The organism is Roseomonas sp. E05 (assembly GCF_030063475.1).
Classification (GTDB): domain Bacteria; phylum Pseudomonadota; class Alphaproteobacteria; order Acetobacterales; family Acetobacteraceae; genus Pseudoroseomonas.
In genome coordinates, this window is record NZ_JASIRT010000001.1 from 64,579 (window position 1) to 83,442 (window position 18,864).

Annotated in this window: 17 protein-coding genes; 8 read left to right on the forward strand and 9 right to left on the reverse strand. The window is 71.3% G+C overall.

Going from position 1 to position 18,864, the window contains the following annotated elements:
* The first annotated feature begins 5 nt into the window (after positions 1 to 5).
* The 3 genes from QMO56_RS00320 to QMO56_RS00330 all read left to right on the forward strand — a co-directional run bounded on the left by QMO56_RS00320 (position 6) and on the right by QMO56_RS00330 (position 3,489).
* Positions 6 to 1,211 carry a divergent polysaccharide deacetylase family protein gene (locus QMO56_RS00320; protein WP_283523021.1) on the forward strand — a complete coding sequence of 402 codons (1,206 nt, stop codon included), beginning with the start codon at positions 6 to 8 and terminating at the stop codon, positions 1,209 to 1,211.
* A gap of 3 nt (positions 1,212 to 1,214) precedes the next feature.
* The gene (locus QMO56_RS00325) at positions 1,215 to 1,685 is read left to right on the forward strand and encodes an RNA pyrophosphohydrolase (RefSeq protein WP_283523022.1); all 471 of its coding nucleotides are present in this window, start codon (positions 1,215 to 1,217) and stop codon (positions 1,683 to 1,685) included.
* 124 nt (positions 1,686 to 1,809) lie between these two features.
* The gene (locus QMO56_RS00330) at positions 1,810 to 3,489 is read left to right on the forward strand and encodes a methyl-accepting chemotaxis protein (protein ID WP_283523023.1); all 1,680 of its coding nucleotides are present in this window, start codon (positions 1,810 to 1,812) and stop codon (positions 3,487 to 3,489) included.
* Between the two features lie 59 nt (positions 3,490 to 3,548).
* Here QMO56_RS00330 and QMO56_RS00335 read toward each other — a convergent pair whose 3' ends face one another.
* Complete coding sequence (locus tag QMO56_RS00335) at positions 3,549 to 4,874, reverse strand: TldD/PmbA family protein (protein WP_283523024.1); 1,326 nt, start codon at positions 4,872 to 4,874, stop codon at positions 3,549 to 3,551.
* The gene (locus QMO56_RS00340; protein WP_283523025.1) at positions 4,871 to 6,136 is read right to left on the reverse strand and encodes a pitrilysin family protein; all 1,266 of its coding nucleotides are present in this window, start codon (positions 6,134 to 6,136) and stop codon (positions 4,871 to 4,873) included. Before QMO56_RS00340 ends, QMO56_RS00335 begins: the two co-directional genes overlap by 4 nt.
* 225 nt (positions 6,137 to 6,361) lie before the next feature.
* Between QMO56_RS00340 and QMO56_RS00345 the strand changes: the two genes are divergently transcribed.
* Together QMO56_RS00345 and QMO56_RS00350 are read left to right on the forward strand one after the other, a co-directional pair.
* The gene (locus QMO56_RS00345; RefSeq protein ID WP_283523026.1) at positions 6,362 to 6,850 is read left to right on the forward strand and encodes a septal ring lytic transglycosylase RlpA family protein; all 489 of its coding nucleotides are present in this window, start codon (positions 6,362 to 6,364) and stop codon (positions 6,848 to 6,850) included.
* A 212-nt stretch (positions 6,851 to 7,062) separates the two neighbouring features.
* A complete protein-coding gene (locus QMO56_RS00350) occupies positions 7,063 to 7,518 on the forward strand; it encodes a septal ring lytic transglycosylase RlpA family protein (RefSeq protein WP_283523027.1) in 456 nt (151 codons plus the stop codon).
* Positions 7,519 to 7,637: 119 nt separating this feature from the next.
* Here the strand turns inward: QMO56_RS00350 and thrC are convergent, their stop codons facing one another.
* A complete protein-coding gene (gene thrC / locus QMO56_RS00355; protein ID WP_283523028.1) occupies positions 7,638 to 9,044 on the reverse strand; it encodes a threonine synthase in 1,407 nt (468 codons plus the stop codon).
* A 101-nt stretch (positions 9,045 to 9,145) separates the two neighbouring features.
* Between thrC and QMO56_RS00360 the strand changes: the two genes are divergently transcribed.
* The 3 genes from QMO56_RS00360 to QMO56_RS00370 all read left to right on the forward strand — a co-directional run bounded on the left by QMO56_RS00360 (position 9,146) and on the right by QMO56_RS00370 (position 13,215).
* The gene (locus tag QMO56_RS00360; protein ID WP_283523029.1) at positions 9,146 to 10,924 is read left to right on the forward strand and encodes a S9 family peptidase; all 1,779 of its coding nucleotides are present in this window, start codon (positions 9,146 to 9,148) and stop codon (positions 10,922 to 10,924) included.
* A gap of 5 nt (positions 10,925 to 10,929) precedes the next feature.
* Positions 10,930 to 12,006 (forward strand): aminotransferase class I/II-fold pyridoxal phosphate-dependent enzyme, encoded by a 1,077-nt coding sequence (locus QMO56_RS00365; protein WP_283523030.1) that lies wholly within the window; start codon positions 10,930 to 10,932, stop codon positions 12,004 to 12,006.
* Between the two features lie 213 nt (positions 12,007 to 12,219).
* On the forward strand, positions 12,220 to 13,215 hold the full coding sequence (locus QMO56_RS00370) for a tripartite tricarboxylate transporter substrate binding protein (RefSeq protein WP_283523031.1): 996 nt from the start codon (positions 12,220 to 12,222) through the stop codon (positions 13,213 to 13,215).
* Positions 13,216 to 13,312: 97 nt separating this feature from the next.
* Here QMO56_RS00370 and QMO56_RS00375 read toward each other — a convergent pair whose 3' ends face one another.
* The 6 genes from QMO56_RS00375 to atpD form a co-directional block, all read right to left on the reverse strand.
* On the reverse strand, positions 13,313 to 13,774 hold the full coding sequence (locus tag QMO56_RS00375) for a RidA family protein (RefSeq protein WP_283523032.1): 462 nt from the start codon (positions 13,772 to 13,774) through the stop codon (positions 13,313 to 13,315).
* Positions 13,771 to 14,826 carry an alanine racemase gene (locus QMO56_RS00380; protein ID WP_283523033.1) on the reverse strand — a complete coding sequence of 352 codons (1,056 nt, stop codon included), beginning with the start codon at positions 14,824 to 14,826 and terminating at the stop codon, positions 13,771 to 13,773. Before QMO56_RS00380 ends, QMO56_RS00375 begins: the two co-directional genes overlap by 4 nt.
* Positions 14,827 to 14,915: 89 nt before the next feature.
* The gene (locus QMO56_RS00385) at positions 14,916 to 15,989 is read right to left on the reverse strand and encodes an endo-1,4-beta-xylanase (RefSeq protein ID WP_283523034.1); all 1,074 of its coding nucleotides are present in this window, start codon (positions 15,987 to 15,989) and stop codon (positions 14,916 to 14,918) included.
* Between the two features lie 44 nt (positions 15,990 to 16,033).
* Positions 16,034 to 16,888: a ferritin-like domain-containing protein gene (locus QMO56_RS00390; RefSeq protein ID WP_283523035.1), complete on the reverse strand. Its 855-nt coding sequence runs from the start codon at positions 16,886 to 16,888 to the stop codon at positions 16,034 to 16,036.
* Positions 16,889 to 16,997: 109 nt separating this feature from the next.
* The gene (atpC, locus tag QMO56_RS00395; protein ID WP_283523036.1) at positions 16,998 to 17,411 is read right to left on the reverse strand and encodes an ATP synthase F1 subunit epsilon; all 414 of its coding nucleotides are present in this window, start codon (positions 17,409 to 17,411) and stop codon (positions 16,998 to 17,000) included.
* Between the two features lie 22 nt (positions 17,412 to 17,433).
* Complete coding sequence (atpD, locus tag QMO56_RS00400) at positions 17,434 to 18,864, reverse strand: F0F1 ATP synthase subunit beta (protein ID WP_283523037.1); 1,431 nt, start codon at positions 18,862 to 18,864, stop codon at positions 17,434 to 17,436.

Here is an 18,864-nt window from a genome sequence, read left to right on the forward strand (position 1 = left end):
GACCAATGACGGGTCAGCGCCACGCGCGCCGTGCCTGGCGCGCCCTGGGAGCCTTCTGGGCGCTGGTGGCCGCCGGCGCAGTCGGCACGGTGCTGCTGCTGGACGGTCTCGGGCCGCCGCAGCCCGCGCCGGCCGCGCCCCCCCTGATGGCGGAGGCCCCGGCGGCACTGCCGGCCCCGGAGGCCGCCACTCCACCCCCGCCTGCGGAACCCGCGCCGCCTGCCGTCACCCCATCGGCCGCCATCCCGCCGCCGGCCGAAATGGGGCTCACGCCGGAATCCGGCCTGACCGCCGCGCCGCTGGCTCCGCTGCCGGAGCCGGCAGCCCCCCCCCTGGCCCCCCCGGAGGCGCCGCCGCCGCCGCCTCTGCCTGCCGCCGCCGCCGGGCAGGACAGCGCCACCCCGATCGCGCCACCCGACCCGGCGCTGCTGGAGTCCTCCCCCTTCGGTCCGTTGCCCCACATCGGCCCGGAGGGGCGCGAGCCACGCCAGGCCTATGCCAGGCCCTTTGACGCCGGGGATAGGCGTCCCCGCATCGCGCTGGTGGTCGGTGGGCTGGGGAACTCCGCCGCCCGCTCGGCGGAGGCCATCCGCCGGCTGCCGCCCGCCGTCACCCTGGCCTTCAACCCGCAGGGACCGCGTTCCGACCTGCTGCTGGAGCAGGCGCGGCGGCGCGGCATGGAGGTGGTGCTGGCGTTGCCGCTGGAAGCGGCCGCGGCCGAGCCCGCCGAGGCCCTGCTGAGCGCCGGCCTGACCTGGGAGCAAAACCGTGACCGGCTGTTCCGTGCCCTCGGGCGCTTCGCCGGCTATGCCGGGGCGGTCGGGGCGCTCGGCGGGGAGCGCGGCGAGCGCTTCGCCGCCGAAACCGACCAGCTGGAGGCCCTGCAGGCCGAGCTGCGCCGGCGCGGCCTGTTCTATCTGGACCCGCGGCTGCATGCCCCCAGCCCCGCCGCGGCCTGGGGCGCCACCGCCGACCTGGTGCTGGATGAGCCGCTGACCCGGGGCGAGCTGGAGCACCGCCTGGGCCTGCTGGAGCGTCTCGCCCGCGAGCAGGGCAGCGCCGTCGGGCTGGCGGGTGAGCCGGCGCCTCTGCTGGTGGACCGGATCGCCGCCTGGGCGGAGGGGCTGGCGGCCGAGGGGCTGGTTCTCGCCCCCTTGAGCGCGGTGGTCCAGCCGCCGCAGGATGGCGGTGCTTCCGCTGCCGTGAGATGACCGATGCCTGAGCTTCCCTATCGCCGCAATGTCGGCGCCGTGCTGTTCAACGACCAGGGCCGGGTGCTGATCGCCCGCCGCGCCGACGTGGCGCAGGACGCCTGGCAGCTTCCGCAGGGCGGGCTGGACGAGGGCGAGGACCCGCGTGCGGCCGTGCTGCGCGAGCTGCGCGAGGAGATCGGTACCGACAAGGCCGAGATCATCGGCGAAGTGCCGGAATGGCTGCACTATGACCTGCCGGCGGAGCTGGTGGGCACCGCACTGGGCGGCAGGTACCGCGGCCAGACACAGAAGTGGTTCGCCCTGCGGTTCCGGGGAGCGGATTCCGACATCCGGCTGGACCTCGACCCGCATCCGGAGTTCAACGCCTGGCGCTGGGAGCGGCTGGAGGAGGTGCCACGCGTCGTCATCGCCTTCCGGCGCCCGATCTACGAACGGCTGGCCGAGGCCTTCGCGCCCTTCGCCGCCACCTAGACGCCAGCGCGCAGGCCGTTACGATTATCACGTTTTCGTGATATTGCTGCCTTCCCGTGACGCTCTCAATCCCCTGGAAAGGCGCCTGGGTCCTGATGCCGCTTTCCACGAGAGGAGCGGGGCCATGGGAGGCTTCCTCAACCGCCTGAACATCCGCAGCAAGATGCTGGCCGCCTTCGGCATCCTGCTGGTGATCTCGCTCGGCAACGGCATCTACGGGGCGACGCAGCTCCGGCAGCTCAACGCCAGCATGCTCAACATCCGGGAGAACTGGCTGCCATCGGTCAAGCGGCTGGGCGACATCCAGCTCATGGTCTCGCGCGAGCGCACCCGCGCCGCCCGCCTGATGGCGACCGCCGACCCGCAGGAGCGGCGCCCGATCGAGGCGGATATCGCCTCCATGGAACGGAACGTGGCGGAGGCCATCGCCGCCTACATCCCACTGATCTCCTCTTCCGAGGAGCGGCAGGTTTTCGAGCGCTTCCAGGCCGAGTACCGCGCCTATGGAGAACTGACCCGGCCGCTGCTGGCCACAACCGGGGCGGAGGCCCTGCAGGCGTTCAACACCAGCTCGGCCATGTCCATGCGCAAGGTGCTCGCCACCCTGGACGAGCTGATCAAGCTGAACGAGCGCGGCGTCGCCGCGGCGGGTGGCCGGGCCGACGCCGCCTATCAGCAGGCACTGCTGGGCACCGGCATCTCCGTGCTGCTGGCGCTGCTGGCCGGGCTTGGCGCCGCGCTGTGGCTGGACCGCAACATCACCCGTGACGTGGTGCGCCTTTCCGAGGCGCTGCGCCGCGTGGCGCGCCGCGACTATGCCTTCGATCTGCCGGGCCAGGGGCGCGAGGATGAGATCGGCGGCATGGCCCAGGCGCTGGACGAGTGCCGGAGCGGCCTGCAGCAGGCCGACGCCCTCGCCGCCACGCAGGAGGCGGAGCGGGCCGCGAAGGAGCGCCGCGCCACCCGGCTCGGCGAGCTGGTCGGGCAGTTCGAGCAGAAGGTGGGGGACATGGTCGGCATGCTCGCCGCGGCCTCGACGGAGCTGGAATCGACTGCCCGCTCCATGTCCGGCATCGCCAGCCAGACCGGCCAGCAGTCGGACGCCGTGCTGTCGGCGGCGCGACAGGCGGGCGGCGGGGTGCAGACCGTGGCCACCGCGGCCGAGGAGCTGACGGCCTCGATCGGCGAGATCAGCCGGCAGGTGGCACAGGCCACCGGCGTGACCGCGCGCGCCGTGCAGGACGCCCAGCGCACCGATGCCACCGTGCGCGCGCTGGCCGAAAGCGCCACGCGCATCGGCGAGGTGGTCGGGCTGATCAACGACATCGCCGGGCAGACCAACCTGCTGGCGCTGAACGCGACCATCGAGGCGGCGCGGGCCGGCGAGGCCGGCAAGGGCTTCGCCGTGGTGGCCTCCGAGGTGAAGTCGCTGGCCGCCCAGACCGCCAAGGCGACGGAGGAGATCCGCAGCCAGATCACGCAGATCCAGGCGGCGACCCAGCAGGCGGTAAACGACATCCAGGCGATCACCGGCACGATCGACGCGGTGAGCAGCATCACCGTCACCATCGCCTCGGCGGTGGAGCAGCAGGGCGCGGCGACGGCCGAGATTGCCCGCACCGTGGCCGAGACGGCGCAGGCCACGGGCGCGGTGACGGAGAACATCGCGGCGGTGAGCGAGGGCGCCGGCAACACCGGCGCGGCGGCGGGCGAGGTGCTGACGGCCTCGGGCGAGCTGTCGCGCCAGTCCGAGCAGCTCAGCGGGGAGGTGCGCAGCTTCATCGCGCAGGTGCGGGCGGCGTAACCGCCAACGAGCAGAAAGAAGATGGGGGTCCGGGGGAATTCCTTCCCCCGGCCTTTCCTTCAGGCCCCTGCGATGGTCATGCCTTCGACCCGCAGCGTCGGCGCGTCGGTGCCGCGGCGGAAGCGCAGGTCGTTGGCGGCGGCCATGTTGAGGAACATGTCCTTCAGGTTGCCGGCGATGGTGATGCCGCTCACCGCCTCGGCCAGCGCGCCGTCGCGGATCATGAAGCCGGCGGCGCCGCGGCTGTAGTCGCCGGTGACGCCGTTGACACCGGAGCCGATCATCTCGGTGACGTAGATGCCCTCCTTGATATCCGCCATCAGCTCGGCGGGTGGCAGGGTGCCGCCATCCAGCCAGAGATTGGTGGTGGAGGGCGAGGGCGGCGAGGAGATGCCGCGGCTGCCATGCCCGTTGGAGACGAGGCCGAGTTGCCGGGCGCTGCGCCAGTCGAGCACCCAGTGGTGCAGGACGCCGTCCTCGACCAGGGCGAGCGGCTGACCAGGCATCCCTTCCCCGTCAAAGGGGCGGGAGCGCAGGCCGCGGCGGCGCAGCGGGTCGTCGCGCAGGCTGAGGCCGCGCGCGAGCACCTGCTGGCCCATCTTGTCGCGCAGGAAGGAGGTGCCGCGCGCAACGGAGGCACCATTCAGCGCCCCGGCCAGGTGGCCGGCCAGCGAGCCGGCCACGCGCGGATCATAGACCACCGTCCGCTTTCCGGTCTTCGGCCGGGTGGGGTTCAGCCGCGCGATGGCCCGCTCGCCGGCCCGGCGCCCCAGTTCCGCCGCATCCTCCAGGTCCGCGAGGTGGACGGCGCTGCTGTAGTCGTAGTCCCGCTCCATGCCGGTGCCGCTGCCGGCCAGCGCGGTGACGGAGATCGAGTGTCCGCTGCGGGCATATTCCCCGGCGAAGCCGTTGGAGGCGGCCAGGGCGATGGCGGTGCGGGAGAAGCCGGCCTCGGCCCCCTCGCTGTTGGTCACGCCGGAGACGGCGAGGGCCGCTTCCTCGGCGGCGGCGGCGCGGGCGATCAGCGCCTCGGCATCCGGCTCGGCGCTGTCCTCCAGGTCGAGGTCCTGCGGCTGGAGCGGGCGGAACTCGCCGAGGCCGCCGAAGCGGTCCTCCGGCACCGAGCGCGCCATGGCCACGGCGCGCTCCGCCAGAGCAGTGAAGCCCTTCGGGTCCGGATCGGTGGTGGAGACGATGGCCTGCCGCTGGCCGATGAAGACGCGCAGGCCGAGATCCATCCCCTCGGAGCGTTCCAGATGCTCCACCTTGCCCAGCCGCCGCTGCACGGAGAGGGCCGTGCCGGTGGCAAGCAGCGCGTCGGCCGCATCGGCACCGGCCGCGCGGGCGGCGGCCACGAGGGATTCCAGACGCTCCAGCCGGTTCATGCCGCGAGCTTCTCCGCGATGGTGGGGAGGGAGGGCACCTTGCCGGCCGGGCCGAGCGCGGCGAGCGTCGGGCGCGAGCGGAAGATCTGCGCCGCCGCCTGCTGCACCTGCTCCACCGTCACCGCGGCGATCCTCGCCTTGGTCTCCTCGACGGGGATGACGCGGCCATGCACCTGGATCTGCCGGGCAAGCTGCTCGCAGCGGCTGCCGGTGGATTCGAGCGACATCAGCACCGAGGCGCGAAGCTGCGCCTTGGCGCGGTTCAGCTCATCCTCCGTCACGTCATGCTGCACGCGGCGCAGCTCCTCGAGCGCGACGGGGACCAGTTCGGCCGCCTGCTGCTCGCCGGTGCCGGCATAGATGGCGAAAAGCCCGCCATCTCGGAAGGGCTGGGCGAAGGAGTAGATCGAATAGACCAGCCCGCGCCGCTCACGGATCTCCTGGAACAGGCGGGAGGACATGCCGCCGCCGAGCAGGGTGGAGAGCAGCATGGCCGGGTAATGCAGCGGCGTCGCCACCGCCGGCCCCTCGAAACCGAGCACCACATGCACCTGGTCGAGGTCGCGCTCCTCGCGGAACTCGCCGCCGCCGTAGCGGGCCGGTTCGGCGGGGGTCTGATTGACCGCCGGCAGATCGGCGAAGTGGCGCTTCACCAGATCGACCAGGTTGTCGTGCTCCAGCGCGCCGGCGGCCGCCACCACCATGCGGCTCGGGCCGTAGTGGCGGCGCATGTAGCCGGTCAGCACCTCGCGGCCCATGCCGCCGATGCTGGCCTCGGTGCCGAGCGTCGGGCGGCCCATCGGCTGGTCGGGGAAGGCGGTGGCCTGGAAGTGGTCGAAGACGATGTCGTCCGGCGTGTCGTTCGCCTGGCCGATCTCCTGCAGGATGACGCCGCGCTCACGCTCCAGCTCCTCGGGCACGAAGCTGGAATGCGTCAGGATGTCGCCGAGGATGTCGGAGGCCAGCGGCATGTCCTCCTTCAGCACCTTGGCGTAGTAGGCGGTCTGCTCGCGCGCCGTGTAGGCGTTCAGGTGCCCGCCGACATTCTCGATCTCGCGGGCGATGGCGGCGGCGTCGCGCTTCTCCGTGCCCTTGAAGGCCATGTGCTCGAGGAAGTGCGAGGCGCCGTTCTCGGCCACCGTCTCGTCCCGCGTGCCGGCATGGACATAGGCGCCGATGGAGACCGTCTCCACCCGGGGCATGGTCTCGGAAACGATCGTCAGGCCATTCGGAAGGCGCGTCAGCCGCACCGCATCAGACATAGGGGTACATTTCCTGTGGTCGGCCCGCGGAAGGGCGCCTCCCGCCGGGCACACTGTCGTGGTTCCCAACGAATGTAATGCGGGAGTGCCGGGGATACGACCCCGGCGGCACGCCCCGGCCAGCCGAAACCGGAACAGCCCCGTCACGTTTGTCCGCCGCCAGGCCGCTGCTGCGGCGAATGTCTTTCTACAAAACAACTGGTTCCAGCAACCGGAGGTAATCCCTTGTCCAGCCTGTCGCTGATTTCCCGCTCTCCTGGCGCGTGCCGGCGTCTGCGCGGTGCCGCCATCCCAACCCTGCTGCTGCTTGCCATGGTGGGTTGCGCTCCTGGCGCCCCGCCCCCGGCGGCCGGGCCGGCCCTCTCCGATGCCGGCGGGCGCCCACCCGCGCCGGAGAGCAGAGCCCCGCGCGCGCAGCGCGGCGAGGCCTCCTTCTATGCCGACCATTTCGAAGGCAGGACCATGGCCAATGGCGAGAGTTTCGCGCAAAGCTCCGACTCGGCCGCCAGCAAGACCCTGCCACTGGGCACCAAGGCGGAGGTGAAGAACCTGGAGAATGGTCGCACCGCCGTCGTCACCATCGAGGATCGTGGCCCGCATGTCGGCGGGCGGGTGATCGATGTCAGCAAGCAGACCGCGAAGCGGCTGGAAATGGTGGAGGATGGGACGGCGCGCGTCGAGGTGAAGCCGCTGGGCCGCAGCGGAGGCAAGTGACCAGCCGGCGCAGGCCGACAAGGCCGGCCTGCGTAACCGACGCTTCTCGATCAACACCTTCCGGCCAAAACTTGAGACAGGATGTCAGCGCATCCCCGGCCCCTGCGGGGCGTTGACCTCCTCGGAACGGGGCGCTTCTGCCGAAAAGCCGTGGGGCGCCCCTCCCTCCGCCGCCGGTGCGCTCTGCAGCCCCGGCGCGCCAGAAGAACAGCATGGAAGGGTCGTTCATCATGCGAGGCATCAAGCTCGCCGCGATCCTCGTCGCCCTTGGCCTGAGCAGCGCCTTCGCTCCCGCGGATGCGCGCGACCACCGGCGCGAGACGACCGCGCAGAACCGTACGACACACGCCCAGCCCCGCCAGGTACGGCGCGGCCGCGCCTCCTATTACGCCAATCACTTCCACGGCAAGCGCATGGCCAACGGCAAGCGCTTCAACCGCAACTCGAATGCCGCCGCCAGTCGCACCCTGCCACTCGGGACCCGCGCGCAGGTGAAGAACCTGGAGAACGGCCGCACCGCCGTGGTCACCATCCAGGATCGCGGACCGTACAAGAAGGGCCGCATCATCGATCTCAGCCCGAGCACGGCCCGCAAGCTCGGCATGATGGATGACGGGGTCGCCATGGTGGAGGTCGTGCCGCTGAACATCCCGAGCGCTCCAGGCTGAGCCCGGGCAAGGTCGGGGGAAGGAATTCCCCCGAACCCCCTTCTTTTTTCTGTCAGTTAAGGCGCCCGCCAGCTTGAAGACGAAAGATGAGGGGTTTGGGGAATTCGTTTCCCCTGGCCTCAGGCTGCGTTGCGCCGCGTGTGCTGGCGAACGGCATCCTCCACCGCGCCCAGCTCGGCCGGCAGGACGCTGAAGCGCTCCTCCCGCGTGTAGAGATCCGCGAGGCGCTCCGGCAATGGCGGCCGGAAGCCGGTGGCGCGCTCCACCGCATCGGGGAACTTGGCCGGATGCGCGGTGGCGGCGACGATCACCGGAATGCCCGCCTCCTCCGGCATCTGTGCCCGCGCTGCGGCCATGCCGATGGCGGTGTGCGGGTCGGCCAGGTAGGCGCTTTCCTTCCAAAGCCGGCGGATTTCCTCCAGCGTGCCCTCGTCGCTGAGGGTGAAGCCGTGGAACAGCGTGGTCGCCTTCTTCCAGGCGGCGTCGGGCACCGGCATGTGCCCCTCGGCGCGGAAGCGGCGCATGATCTCCACCGTCGCCGTCGGGTCGCGACCCAGCAGCTCGAACAGCAGGCGCTCGAAGTTCGAGGAGACCTGGATGTCCATGCTCGGCGAGAGCGAGGGCTCCACGGACTGCACCCGCATGTCGTTGGCCGCCAGGAAGCGCGTCAGGATGTCATTGCGGTTGGCGCCGATGATCAGCCGCTCGATCGGCAGGCCCATCCGGCGCGCCACCCAGGCCGCCAGCACATTGCCGAAATTGCCGGTGGGCACCGCGACGGCCACCGGGCGGTCCGGCGCGCCGAGCGCCAGCGCGGCATAGGCGTAGTAGGGCACCTGCGCGGCGATGCGGGCCCAGTTGATCGAGTTCACCGCGGAGAGGTGCATTTCCCGGCGGAAGGGCGCGTCGTTGAACATCGCCTTCACCAGGTCCTGGCAGTCGTCGAAGCTGCCCTGCACGGCGATGTTGCGGATGTTCGGCGAAAGCACCGTGGTCATCTGCCGCCGCTGCACCTCGGAAGTGCGGCCCTCCGGGTGCAGGATGGCGACGTCGATGGCAGCGCGGCCGCGGAAGGCCTCGATGGCGGCCGAGCCGGTGTCGCCCGAGGTGGCGCCGACGATGGTCACGCGCTCGCCGCGCTTCGCCAGCACATGGTCGAACAGCCGGCCCAGAATCTGCATCGCCATGTCCTTGAAGGCGAGCGTCGGACCGTGGAACAGCTCCAGCGAGAACAGGCGCGGCGCCACCTGCACCAGTGGCGCGGTGGCGGCATGGCCGAAGCCGGCATAGGCGGCCTGCGCCAGTTCCAGCAGCGTCTCCTCCCGGAGCGAGCCCTCGGCGAAAGGCGCCATCAGCCGCGCCGCCACCTCCGGATAAGGCCGCCCGCGCAGCCCGCGCCACTCGGCCGCCGAGAGCAGCGGCCAGGACTCAGGCAGGAACAGGCCGCCATCCTCGGCCAGCCCGGCCAGCAGGACACCTTCGAAATCGCGTGCGGGGGCTTCGCCCCGGGTCGAGACATAGCGCATGGTCGCGGAGAATAGGCCGCCGCGCCGCGGGAAGCCATGCCGCCCGTGGCCCCATCCCTGCCCCCCTTGGCGCGCGGTGCGAATGGGTCCACGAATTGCGCATGACCGATGCCGCCGCGTTGCTGGAGCGCCTGCTCTCCACCCATGCCGCCACCCTCCCCGCCTTCGCCGGGAACGGGTCCCTCTTCTTCCTGCATGACGCCGAGGGCTCGGCGCAGGTCTGGGAGGTGCCCGCCGGCGGCGGCGCACCCCTGGCCCGCACCAGCCACCGCGACGCGGTCGCCTTCGTCGCCGGCCTGCCGGAGGGCGGCGCCATCTTCGGCCGCGACGCGGCGGGCGACGAGCGGGTGCAGCTCTACTACCTGCCGGCGGAGGGCGAGGCGCGCCCCCTCACCACCGCGCCCCAGGTCATCCATGGCTGGGGCGCCATCTCCCCGGACGGCAAGCGCATCGCCTACACCGCCAATGCCCGCGATCCCGCCCATACCGATGCCTGGGTGATGGAGATCGCCAGCGGCGAAGCCCGCTGCGTGGCGGAGGTGGAAGGGCCGCATGAGCTGCCGGCCTGGCATCCGAACGGCAAGGCCGTGGTGCTGGCCACCGCCCCTCGTACCTTCGAGAATAACCTCTACCTCGTGCCGCTGGACGGCGGCGCCCGCACCGAACTGACGCCGCATGACGGCGACGCCCGCCACATGAACCCCCGCTGGCGCAAGGACGGCAGCGGCTTCTGGCTGCTGACCGACCGCGGACGGGACTATCTCGGACTTGCTCTCCTGAAGCCGGGGGGCGCGCCCGAATGGCTCTACGCCCCCGAGGCGGATGTGGAGAAGCTGGAGGTCTCGCCCGACCAGCGCCTGCTGGCCGTGGTGGTGAACGAGGGCGGCTATTCCCGCCTGCGCTTCCTCGACGCCGCCACCGGCGCGCTGCGCGGCGAGCCGGTGCATCCGCGCGGCGTCATCACCAAGATCACCTGGGCGGCGGATGGGCGGAGCCTCGCCTTCGACCTCGCCGGCTTCCCCTTCCCTTCCGGCGTCCATCTCGCCCGCCCCGACGCGGCGGAGACGCAGCCGGTGCACGCCACCCCGGCGCAGCCGGGCCTGCACAGCTGGGAGACGGTCGCCTTCCCCAGCCATGACGGGCGGCAGCTTCCGGCCTTCCTCGCCCTGCCCGAGGGCAAGGCGCCGGAAGGCGGCTGGCCGGTCCTGGTCTGGGTGCATGGCGGCCCGGCGATGCAGGCGCTGCCGAACTGGCGGGCCGACCTGCAGGCCTTCCTGGCCATGGGCCTCGGCGTGCTGGTGCCGAACGTGCGCGGCAGCACCGGCTATGGCCGTGCCTATGCCGAGCTGGACGACCGCGAGAAGCGGCTGGACAGCGTGGCCGACCTCGCCTCCGCCCATGCCTGGCTCTCCGCCCGGCCGGACGTGAACGGCAGCCGCATCGGCATCATGGGCCAGAGCTATGGCGGCTGGATGGTGCTGGCCGCCGTCACCGAATACCCGGAGCTCTGGGCCGCCGGCGTGGACTTCTACGGCATCGCCCGCTGGAAGACCTTCTTCGAGCGCACCGGCCCCTGGCGCGTCGGCCATCGCGCCGCCGAATACGGCGACCCCGTGCAGGATGCCGAGCTGCTGGAGCGGCTCTCCCCGCTCAACTACGCCGACCGCATCCGCTGCCCCATGCTGATCGCCCAGGGCCTGACCGACCCCCGCGTGCCACCCTATGAGAGCGAGCAGATGACGGAGCTGCTCCGGCAGCGCGGCGTGCCGGTGGAGTACCTGACCTTCCCCGACGAGGGCCATGGCTTCACCAAGCGCGACAACCGGCGCCGCGTCTATGCCGCCGTGATCGCCTTCCTGCACCGGCACCTGCAGGGCTGAAGGCAATGTACGACCTCTGGGTCAACTACCCGGCGGTGCCGGCGCAGCAGGCAGCGGTGGCCGAGGCGCTGCGCGGCCTGGCGGCTGACCCGGAGGCGCTGCCCGCCGGCTTCGGCCCACCGCCGGGCGACCCGCGCAGCCGCGCGGCGCTCGCCCCCTTGCTGGGCATGGCGCCTGGCCAGGACCTGGCGCTGACCTGCGGCGGGCAGTCGGCCCTCTCGGTGGCGCTGCTGGCCGCGCTCGGCGCCACCAGCCCGGCGCGGCGGCGCGTCGCGGTGGAGGCCTATACCTTCCCGATGGCGCGGAACTTCTTCCGCATGGAGGGCATCCCCACCCTCGGACTGCCGGTGGATGCCGAGGGCCTGCAGACGGATGCCCTGGAGCGCGCCCTTGCCTCCGCCGACCCGCCGGGCGTGCTCTACCTGATGCCGGTGCTGCACAACCCGCTGGGCCTGACCTACAGCGCCGCCCGGCTGCAGCGCATCGCCGCCATCGCGCGCTGCCACGGGCTCTGGGTGGTGGAGGACGAGGCCTACGCCTTCCTCGCGGCGCCGGAGCAGCGGCCGCCCACCCTCGCCAGCCTGATCCCCGAGCGCACGCTGGTGATGTGGAGTCTCTCCAAGATCCTCTCGCTCTCCCTGCGGCTCGGCGCGCTGAGCCACCCGCCGGCACTGGCCGATGCCGTGGCGGAGCAGGTCCGCATCCGCGGCCTGACCGCCAACCCGGTGGTCGCCGCGGCGGCCGCCGCGATGGCGACAGACGGGTGCGCGGCGCGGATCGTGGCGGAGAAGCGCGCCGAAGGGGAGCGCCGCCGCGCCATGGCGCGCGACATCCTGGGCACGCGCCGCTTCGCCGCTGACCCCGGCGCGAGCTGGCACATCTGGATGCGCCGGCCGGAGGGCGAGACCGAGGCCGACTTCCTGGCGCGGGCGCGTGCGGCGGGCGTCTCGATCGCGCCCGCCAAGCATTTCCACCATCTGGACCGCGAGGCGCCGCTGTTCCGCCTCTCGCTGGGCGGAGAGGCCGATCCGGCGCGGCTGGAAGCCGGGCTGCGCATCCTGGCGGAAGTTCTGGGGGAATGAATTCCCCCAGACCCCCTTCTTTTTTCTGCCGGCTTGGCGATGCGGCCCCGGCCGGGAAACCCGGCCCAACGGCCCGCCACGAGTGAAGCGCCGCCGGAGCCGATGAATGCCGTTCGCGGCACCGAAGGCTGGTCAGCCTCTTTGGTCGTTCCCAAACCGGCAGAGCAGAGTGCACTCTCCCACGCAATGAAAATACCGGGAGACTCGATCCAGATGGCTGGTATTGCGCGTGCATCCGCATTCCGCCGCCGTGGCCTCTTCGCCGCTGCCGTCCCCGGGCTCTTCGCCCCGGCGGTGCTGCGCGCCCAGACCGCCTGGCCTGACCGGCCCATCCGCATGATCGTGCCCTGGCCGCCCGGCGGATCGGTCGATACCGTCACGCGCATCCTGCAGCCCCGGCTGCAGGAGGTGCTGGGCAGGCCCGTCGTCATCGAGAACCGTGGCGGCGCCTCAGGCTCCATCGGCGCCATCGAGGCCGCCCGCGCGGCGCCCGACGGCAATACCTGGATCGTGGTCTACGATACCCAGGCGACGAATGAGAGCGTCATGAAGCTCCCCTTCCGGACGCTTGAGGCCTTTGTTCCCGTGAGCCTGATCGCCACCGGCCCGCTCGCCATGGTGACGCACCACTCGACCTCCTACCGGACCTTCGGAGACGTCGTCTCGGCCGCGAAACAGGCGCCGGACACGGTGAACTATGCGACGAGCGGCGTCGGCGGCCTCGCCCATGTATCAACGACGCTGCTGCAGCAGGAGGGCGGCTTCCGCATGGTCCATGTCCCCTACAAGGGGGCGGGGCCGGCGACGCAGGATGCCGTTGCGGGGCATGTTCCGCTTTTCATGACGAACCTTCCCGCCGTCTCGCAGCACCTGAAGTCCGGCCTGCTGCGACCGCTCGGCGTCACGACGCGCGGGGAGAGCCCCCATGTTCCCGGCACGAAATCCTTCGCCGAACAGGGCTTCGGGAGCTTCGAGGCGCTGACCTGGTGGGCGATGCTCGGCCGTGCCGGGACGCCGGCTCCGATTGTCGAGCGGATGAACGCGGCCCTGACCCAGGTCCTGCGCGAGCCGGCCGTGAAAAGCAAGATCGAGGAGCAGGGCGCTGACGTCGTTGCCTCCGGCCCCGACCAGTGCGGCAGCTTCCTGGCGGCCGAGATCGAGAAATGGGGCGCGGTGATCCGCAAGGCCGGCATCACCGCGGACTCGTAGCCCGTCCCGCCGCCGGGCAGGCCCGCTCCTGATCCCTCCCTGCCAAAAAGAAGATGGGGGTTCGGGGGAATTCCTTCCCCCGACCTTTACCCCGCCGTCAGTCGAGGATGCGGATCACCGCCTCGATCTCGACCGGCACGTTGGAGGGCAGCGAGCCCATCCCGACGGCCGAGCGGGCGTGCCGCCCGCGCTCGCCCAGCACCTCGACGAGCAGGTTGGAGCAGGCGTCGATCACCTTGGGCTGGTCGCCGTAATCCGGCACGGCGTTGACCATGCCGAAGACCTTCAGCACCTCGACCTTCTCCAGCGAGCCGGCCGCTTCCCTCGCCACGGCGAGGATGTGCAGCCCACACAGCACCGCCGCCGCGCGCGCCTCCTCCAGCCCGAGAGCCTCGCCCACCTTGCCGGTGGTCAGCGAGCCGTCGGGGTGGCGCGGCACCTGGCCGGAGATGTAGGCGACGTCGCCGGCACGGCGGAACGGCACGTAGCTGAACAGCGGCTTGCCGACCGTGGGCAGGGCATGGCCCAGCGCCTTCAGGCGCTCCTCCGCCGGGCTCACTGGCTGCGCCCCCGGGCGGCGACGTCGGTGAAGCCCTGGAAGACCTCCCCGCGCGTGAAGGCGACGCGGTCCGCCAGATTGCTGACGGGGCAGACATGGTTCGGCACCACGCGCAGCCGCTCGCCCAGCGCGGGCCTGCGCTCGCAGGCGGACAGATCCACCATGCCGTGCTCCTCGCTCAGCTTGTGCAGCTTCGCGCCGGGATAGGCGGGGAAGTAGCCATGCCCCTCGCCCGGGCCGCCCGGCATGATGTCGGCGGCGAAGGTCTTGGAGCCGGCATCGACGATGGCGCGGTGCGGCTCCGGCCGGCTGATGACGGTGACATGCAGCGTCAGCGCGCAGTCGTCCCAGCGGGCATGGCCGGCGCCGACCGTCATGCGGTCGTTGTAGATATAGGTACCGACGCGCAGCTCCGTCACCGGCGCCATCTCGTGCGTGCGGAAGGCGTTGGGCGTGCCGCCGCCGGAGATCACCGCCGGCTCCAGCCCCTCGGCCTTCAGGCGCGGCAGCATGTCGCGCAGGATCTCGCCGGTGCGGGCGCTGACGGGGTAGTTCATCAGCCCGTCGAAGCGCAGCCCCTGGGTGGCGCGGATGGCGCGGGCCAGCTCGACGACGCCGTCGATGCTGGTGACGCCGGTGCGGCCATTGCCGCTGTCGAACTCGACAAGCACGCCGATCTCATGCCCATGGCGCCCGGCGCGGGCGACGGTTTCGAGCGCCAGCGGGTTGTCGATCGAGACGCGCATCCGCACCCGGCGCGCCAGGGCGGCGAGCCGCTCCGCCTTGGCCTCGCCGATCAGCGGATAGGAGATCAGGATGTCGTCCAGCCCGGCATCGGCCATCACCTCGGCCTCGCCCAGCTTCTGGCAGGTGATGCCCTTGGCGCCCAGCTCCACCTGGCGCTTCGCCAGGGCCGGAATCTTGTGCGTCTTGATGTGCGGGCGCAGGGCGAGGCCATGCGCATCGCAGTAGTCCTGCATCCGCTTCAGGTTGGCCTCGACGATGTCGAGATCGACGACGGGAACGGGTGTTTCTAGGCTGGCAAGGTCCATGGGCGCTCCGGCTGTCCGTGTGGTGGCCAGAAAACACCGGATGGGGCGTCTTGTCGCCTCCCCCTCCCCCTCAAATCCGGCCGCGGGCCTCATGCGCCCCGGAAGGCGCGCGCCATGGCATCCCACATCGGCTTGCGGCGGAACGCGGCATCCAGCGGCAGCCCGCGATGGGCACGCCCGCCTGGCAGGGCGACGGCCGGCTCGGTGGCCAGCCAGGAATACTTGTCCGTCAGGCCCCAGGTGAGCACCGTCCGCACCCCCGCACCAAGGGCGCAGGCGAGGAAGGCACTGGCCCGCTCGGCGACCAGGGCGTCCCGCGCGGCGAGGTCCTGCGGCGCCTGCCAGGACTCGCGGATATCGAGTTCGGTGATCAGGACGGCCAGCCCCATCTCGCGCAGCGCGCCCAGGAAGGCGGCGAAGGGCTCGGGGCGGAAGGGATTGGCAAGCTGCAGATGCGCCTGGATGCCCACCGCATCCAGCGGCGCATTGCGCGACAGCAGGCCGCGCACCAGGGCCAGCAGCCGGCGCCGCTTCTCGGCCGCGGCGGGGGTGTCCTCCGCCACGCCATACTCGTTGAGGGTCAGGCGGAGCGTGGGGTCGCGTTCGCGCGCCATGCGCAGCGCCGTTTCGACATAGCCGGGGCCGAGGGCACGCAGCCAGGGCGTGTCGCGCAGGTCGCCGGGGGCAGTCTGCGGCTCGTCGCTGCCGGGCGGATTGGCGATCGGCTCGTTCACCACGTCCCAGTCGCGGATCTGCGTGCGGGTATGGGCCAGCACATGGTCCAGATGGGCGCCGAGCACCGAGAGGGCGCGCTCGCGCCCTTCCCCCAGCGCCGCGACCACCCAGTCCGGCAGGGAGTTGTGCCAGACCAGCGCATGGCCGCGCACGGGCTGCGCATGCGCCTGGCCCCAGCGGAGGATGGTGTCCAGGGCGGCGGTCTCGAAGCGGCCTTCCTCAGGCTGCAGCGCGGCCCATTTGGCGGCCCATTCCGGCACCAGCATGGCCGGCTCGGTGGCGAAGGCGCGCGCATAGTCCGCATCCTTCTGCAGCAGCGAGTCCTGCACCGCCGCACCGAAGGTGACGCCGTGCTGCCGCGCGATGGCGCCGAGGCCGGAGGCCTCCGGCTGCGCGCGCAGCACCCCAGGCGTCAGGCCGGCCGCCACTGTCGCGAGAAAGCCGCCGGCCGCGCGGCGCGTCAGGCGCGGGCTCAGGCGGCCACCTGCTGCGCGCCGGCCGGCGGAGCGGCGGCGAGTTCGCGCTGATAGCGGCCATGCCGCCATTGCAGCAGGCGCCACGCCCCCTTGGCGGCGAGGTCGGCCATCCGCCCGCGCGGTGTCAGCCCGACCGACTTGAAGATCATGCCCATCCCGCGCTCGATGTGGCGGAAGCGGTAGTAGCCCATGGCGCGGCCCATATAGGCGGCGGTGCAGCGCTTGTGATCGAAAGGCGCGCCCTCGGCCTCATTGCCGCAGTGGAAGGCGAAGGCCAGCTCGTCATCCTCCGACTCGCCGATGCGGCCGGCGGCCACCCGCAGGCGCTGCGGGAAGGAGAGCCTCTCGCGCGCCAGATAGCGCTTCATATGGTCGTAGAAGAGCTTGAAGTGGCGGTACTCGTCCGCCGCGATCAGCTTGCAGACCTCCTTCAGCACCGGCTCCTCGGCCGCCTCGCCGAGCGCGGTGTAGTAGGAGGAGGTGCCGGTCTCGACCATGCAGCGGGCGATCAGCTCGCCGGTGCGGCTGCCGCGGACCGAAGCATCGGCGTTGACGTCGATCTTGTAGCCCTCCCGGTAGCGGGTGAAGGCGGCGTCGAAATCCCAGTTCGGGTCGGCCAGCATGGCCCAGCGGCCGAGGGTATCGCCGTGCTGGACCTCCTCGACCGCCCAGTTGTCGGCGGCCTGCCGGAAGTCCGGGTCATCCACGAAGACGCGGTTGAGGTAGACGGCATAGTCCAGGCCGTTCTTCTCGACCATGGCCGCGGCCTTCACCAGCGGGACGATGCCCGGATCGAGCCGCGCGGGGTCGAACCGGTTCCACGCCACCTGCTCGATGTGCCAGTGCTTCATGCCGCTCCCATCAGGTCCCAAGGGCGCGAAAAAACAAAGCGCCATTCGCGGGATGATCCGCGAATGGCGCCGGAAATCAAGTCATGCCCCCGGAACGCGGGGGCGCGTGTCAGGCGGCCTCAGCCGCTCCCGCCATCTCCCGCGCGGCAAGAAGGCGGGCCATGATGGCCTCGCGCTCCTCGGGCACGGTTTCGGCCGTGGTCGCGGCATAGGCGGCCTCGGCCTCCTGCACCCGGGTCGCCGCCGCGGCGCGGGAGAGCTGGGCGACCGGAGTCGCCTCGTCCGCCAGCACCGTGACGCGGGCCGGGGTGATCTCCGCGAAGCCGCCCATGACGAACAGCCGCTCGGTGACCTGCCCGTTCTCCTGCACCCGGATGACGCCGCCCTTGAGGGCGACGATCATCGGCGCCTGACCGGGCAGCACGCCCATCTCGCCCTCGGCCGCCGGGATGATGACCATCTCGACGGGGCGGGAGAGCAGCAGCTTCTCCGGGCTGACCAGTTCCAGGTCGAAACTCGCCATGGATCGGTTCCCTCCCCTGGGCTCAGGCCGCGGCCTTCAGGGACTCGCCCTTCTTCACCGCCTCCTCGATGGTGCCGACCATGTAGAAGGCGGCCTCCGGCAGGTGGTCGTACTCGCCCTTGCAGATGGCGGCGAAGGAGCGGACCGTGTCCTCCAGCTTCACGAAGACGCCGGGGGTGCCGGTGAAGACCTCGGCCACGTGGAAGGGCTGGGAGAGGAAGCGCTGGAGCTTGCGCGCGCGCGCCACCACCAGCTTGTCCTCTTCCGAGAGCTCGTCCATGCCGAGAATGGCGATGATGTCCTGCAGCGACTTATAGGTCTGCAGGATGCGCTGCACCTCGCGGGCGGTCGCGTAGTGCTCCTCGCCGACGATGCGCGGGTCGAGCGCGCGGCTGGTGGAGTCCAGCGGATCGACGGCCGGGAAGATCGCCTGCTCGGCGATCGAGCGGGAGAGCACGGTCGTCGCGTCCAGGTGGGCGAAGGAGGTGGCGGGCGCCGGGTCGGTCAGGTCGTCCGCGGGGACGTAGATGGCCTGCACCGAGGTGATGGAGCCCTTCTTCGTCGAGGTGATCCGCTCCTGCAGCGCGCCCATGTCGGTGGCCAGCGTCGGCTGGTAGCCCACCGCAGAGGGGATGCGGCCCAGCAGCGCCGAGACCTCGGCGCCCGCCTGGGTGAAGCGGAAGATGTTGTCGATGAAGAAGAGCACGTCCTGGCCCTGCTCATCGCGGAAATACTCCGCCATGGAGAGGCCGGAGAGCGCGACACGGGCGCGGGCGCCCGGCGGCTCGTTCATCTGGCCATAGACCAGCGCCACCTTGGAACCGTCGGTCGAGCCGTCGTCGTTCAGCTTGATGACGCCGGCGTCGATCATCTCGTGGTAGAGGTCGTTGCCCTCGCGGGTGCGCTCACCCACGCCGGCGAAGACCGACACGCCGCCATGGCCCTTGGCGATGTTGTTGATCAGCTCCTGAATCGTCACGGTCTTGCCGACGCCGGCGCCGCCGAACAGGCCGATCTTGCCGCCCTTCAGGTAGGGCGCCAGCAGGTCGATGACCTTGATGCCCGTGACCAGGATCTCGGCCGAGGTGGCCTGGTCCTCGAAGGCCGGGGCCTCGCGGTGGATGGTGTAGGTCTTCTCGGCCTTCACCGGGCCGCGCTCGTCGATCGGCTCGCCGATGACGTTCAGGATGCGGCCCAGCGTGCCCTCGCCCACCGGCACGGCGATGCCCTTGCCGGTGTCCACCACCTCGGCGCCGCGGATCAGGCCGTCGGTCGTGTCCATGGCGATGGTGCGGACGGTGCGCTCGCCGAGATGCTGCGCGACCTCCAGAACCAGCGTACGATCGCCGATCTTCACCTGCAGCGCGTTCTGCATGGAAGGCAGTTCGGCGGGGAACTGCACGTCCACGACGGCGCCCAGCACCTGCGTGACCTTGCCAACGTTGTTCTTCAT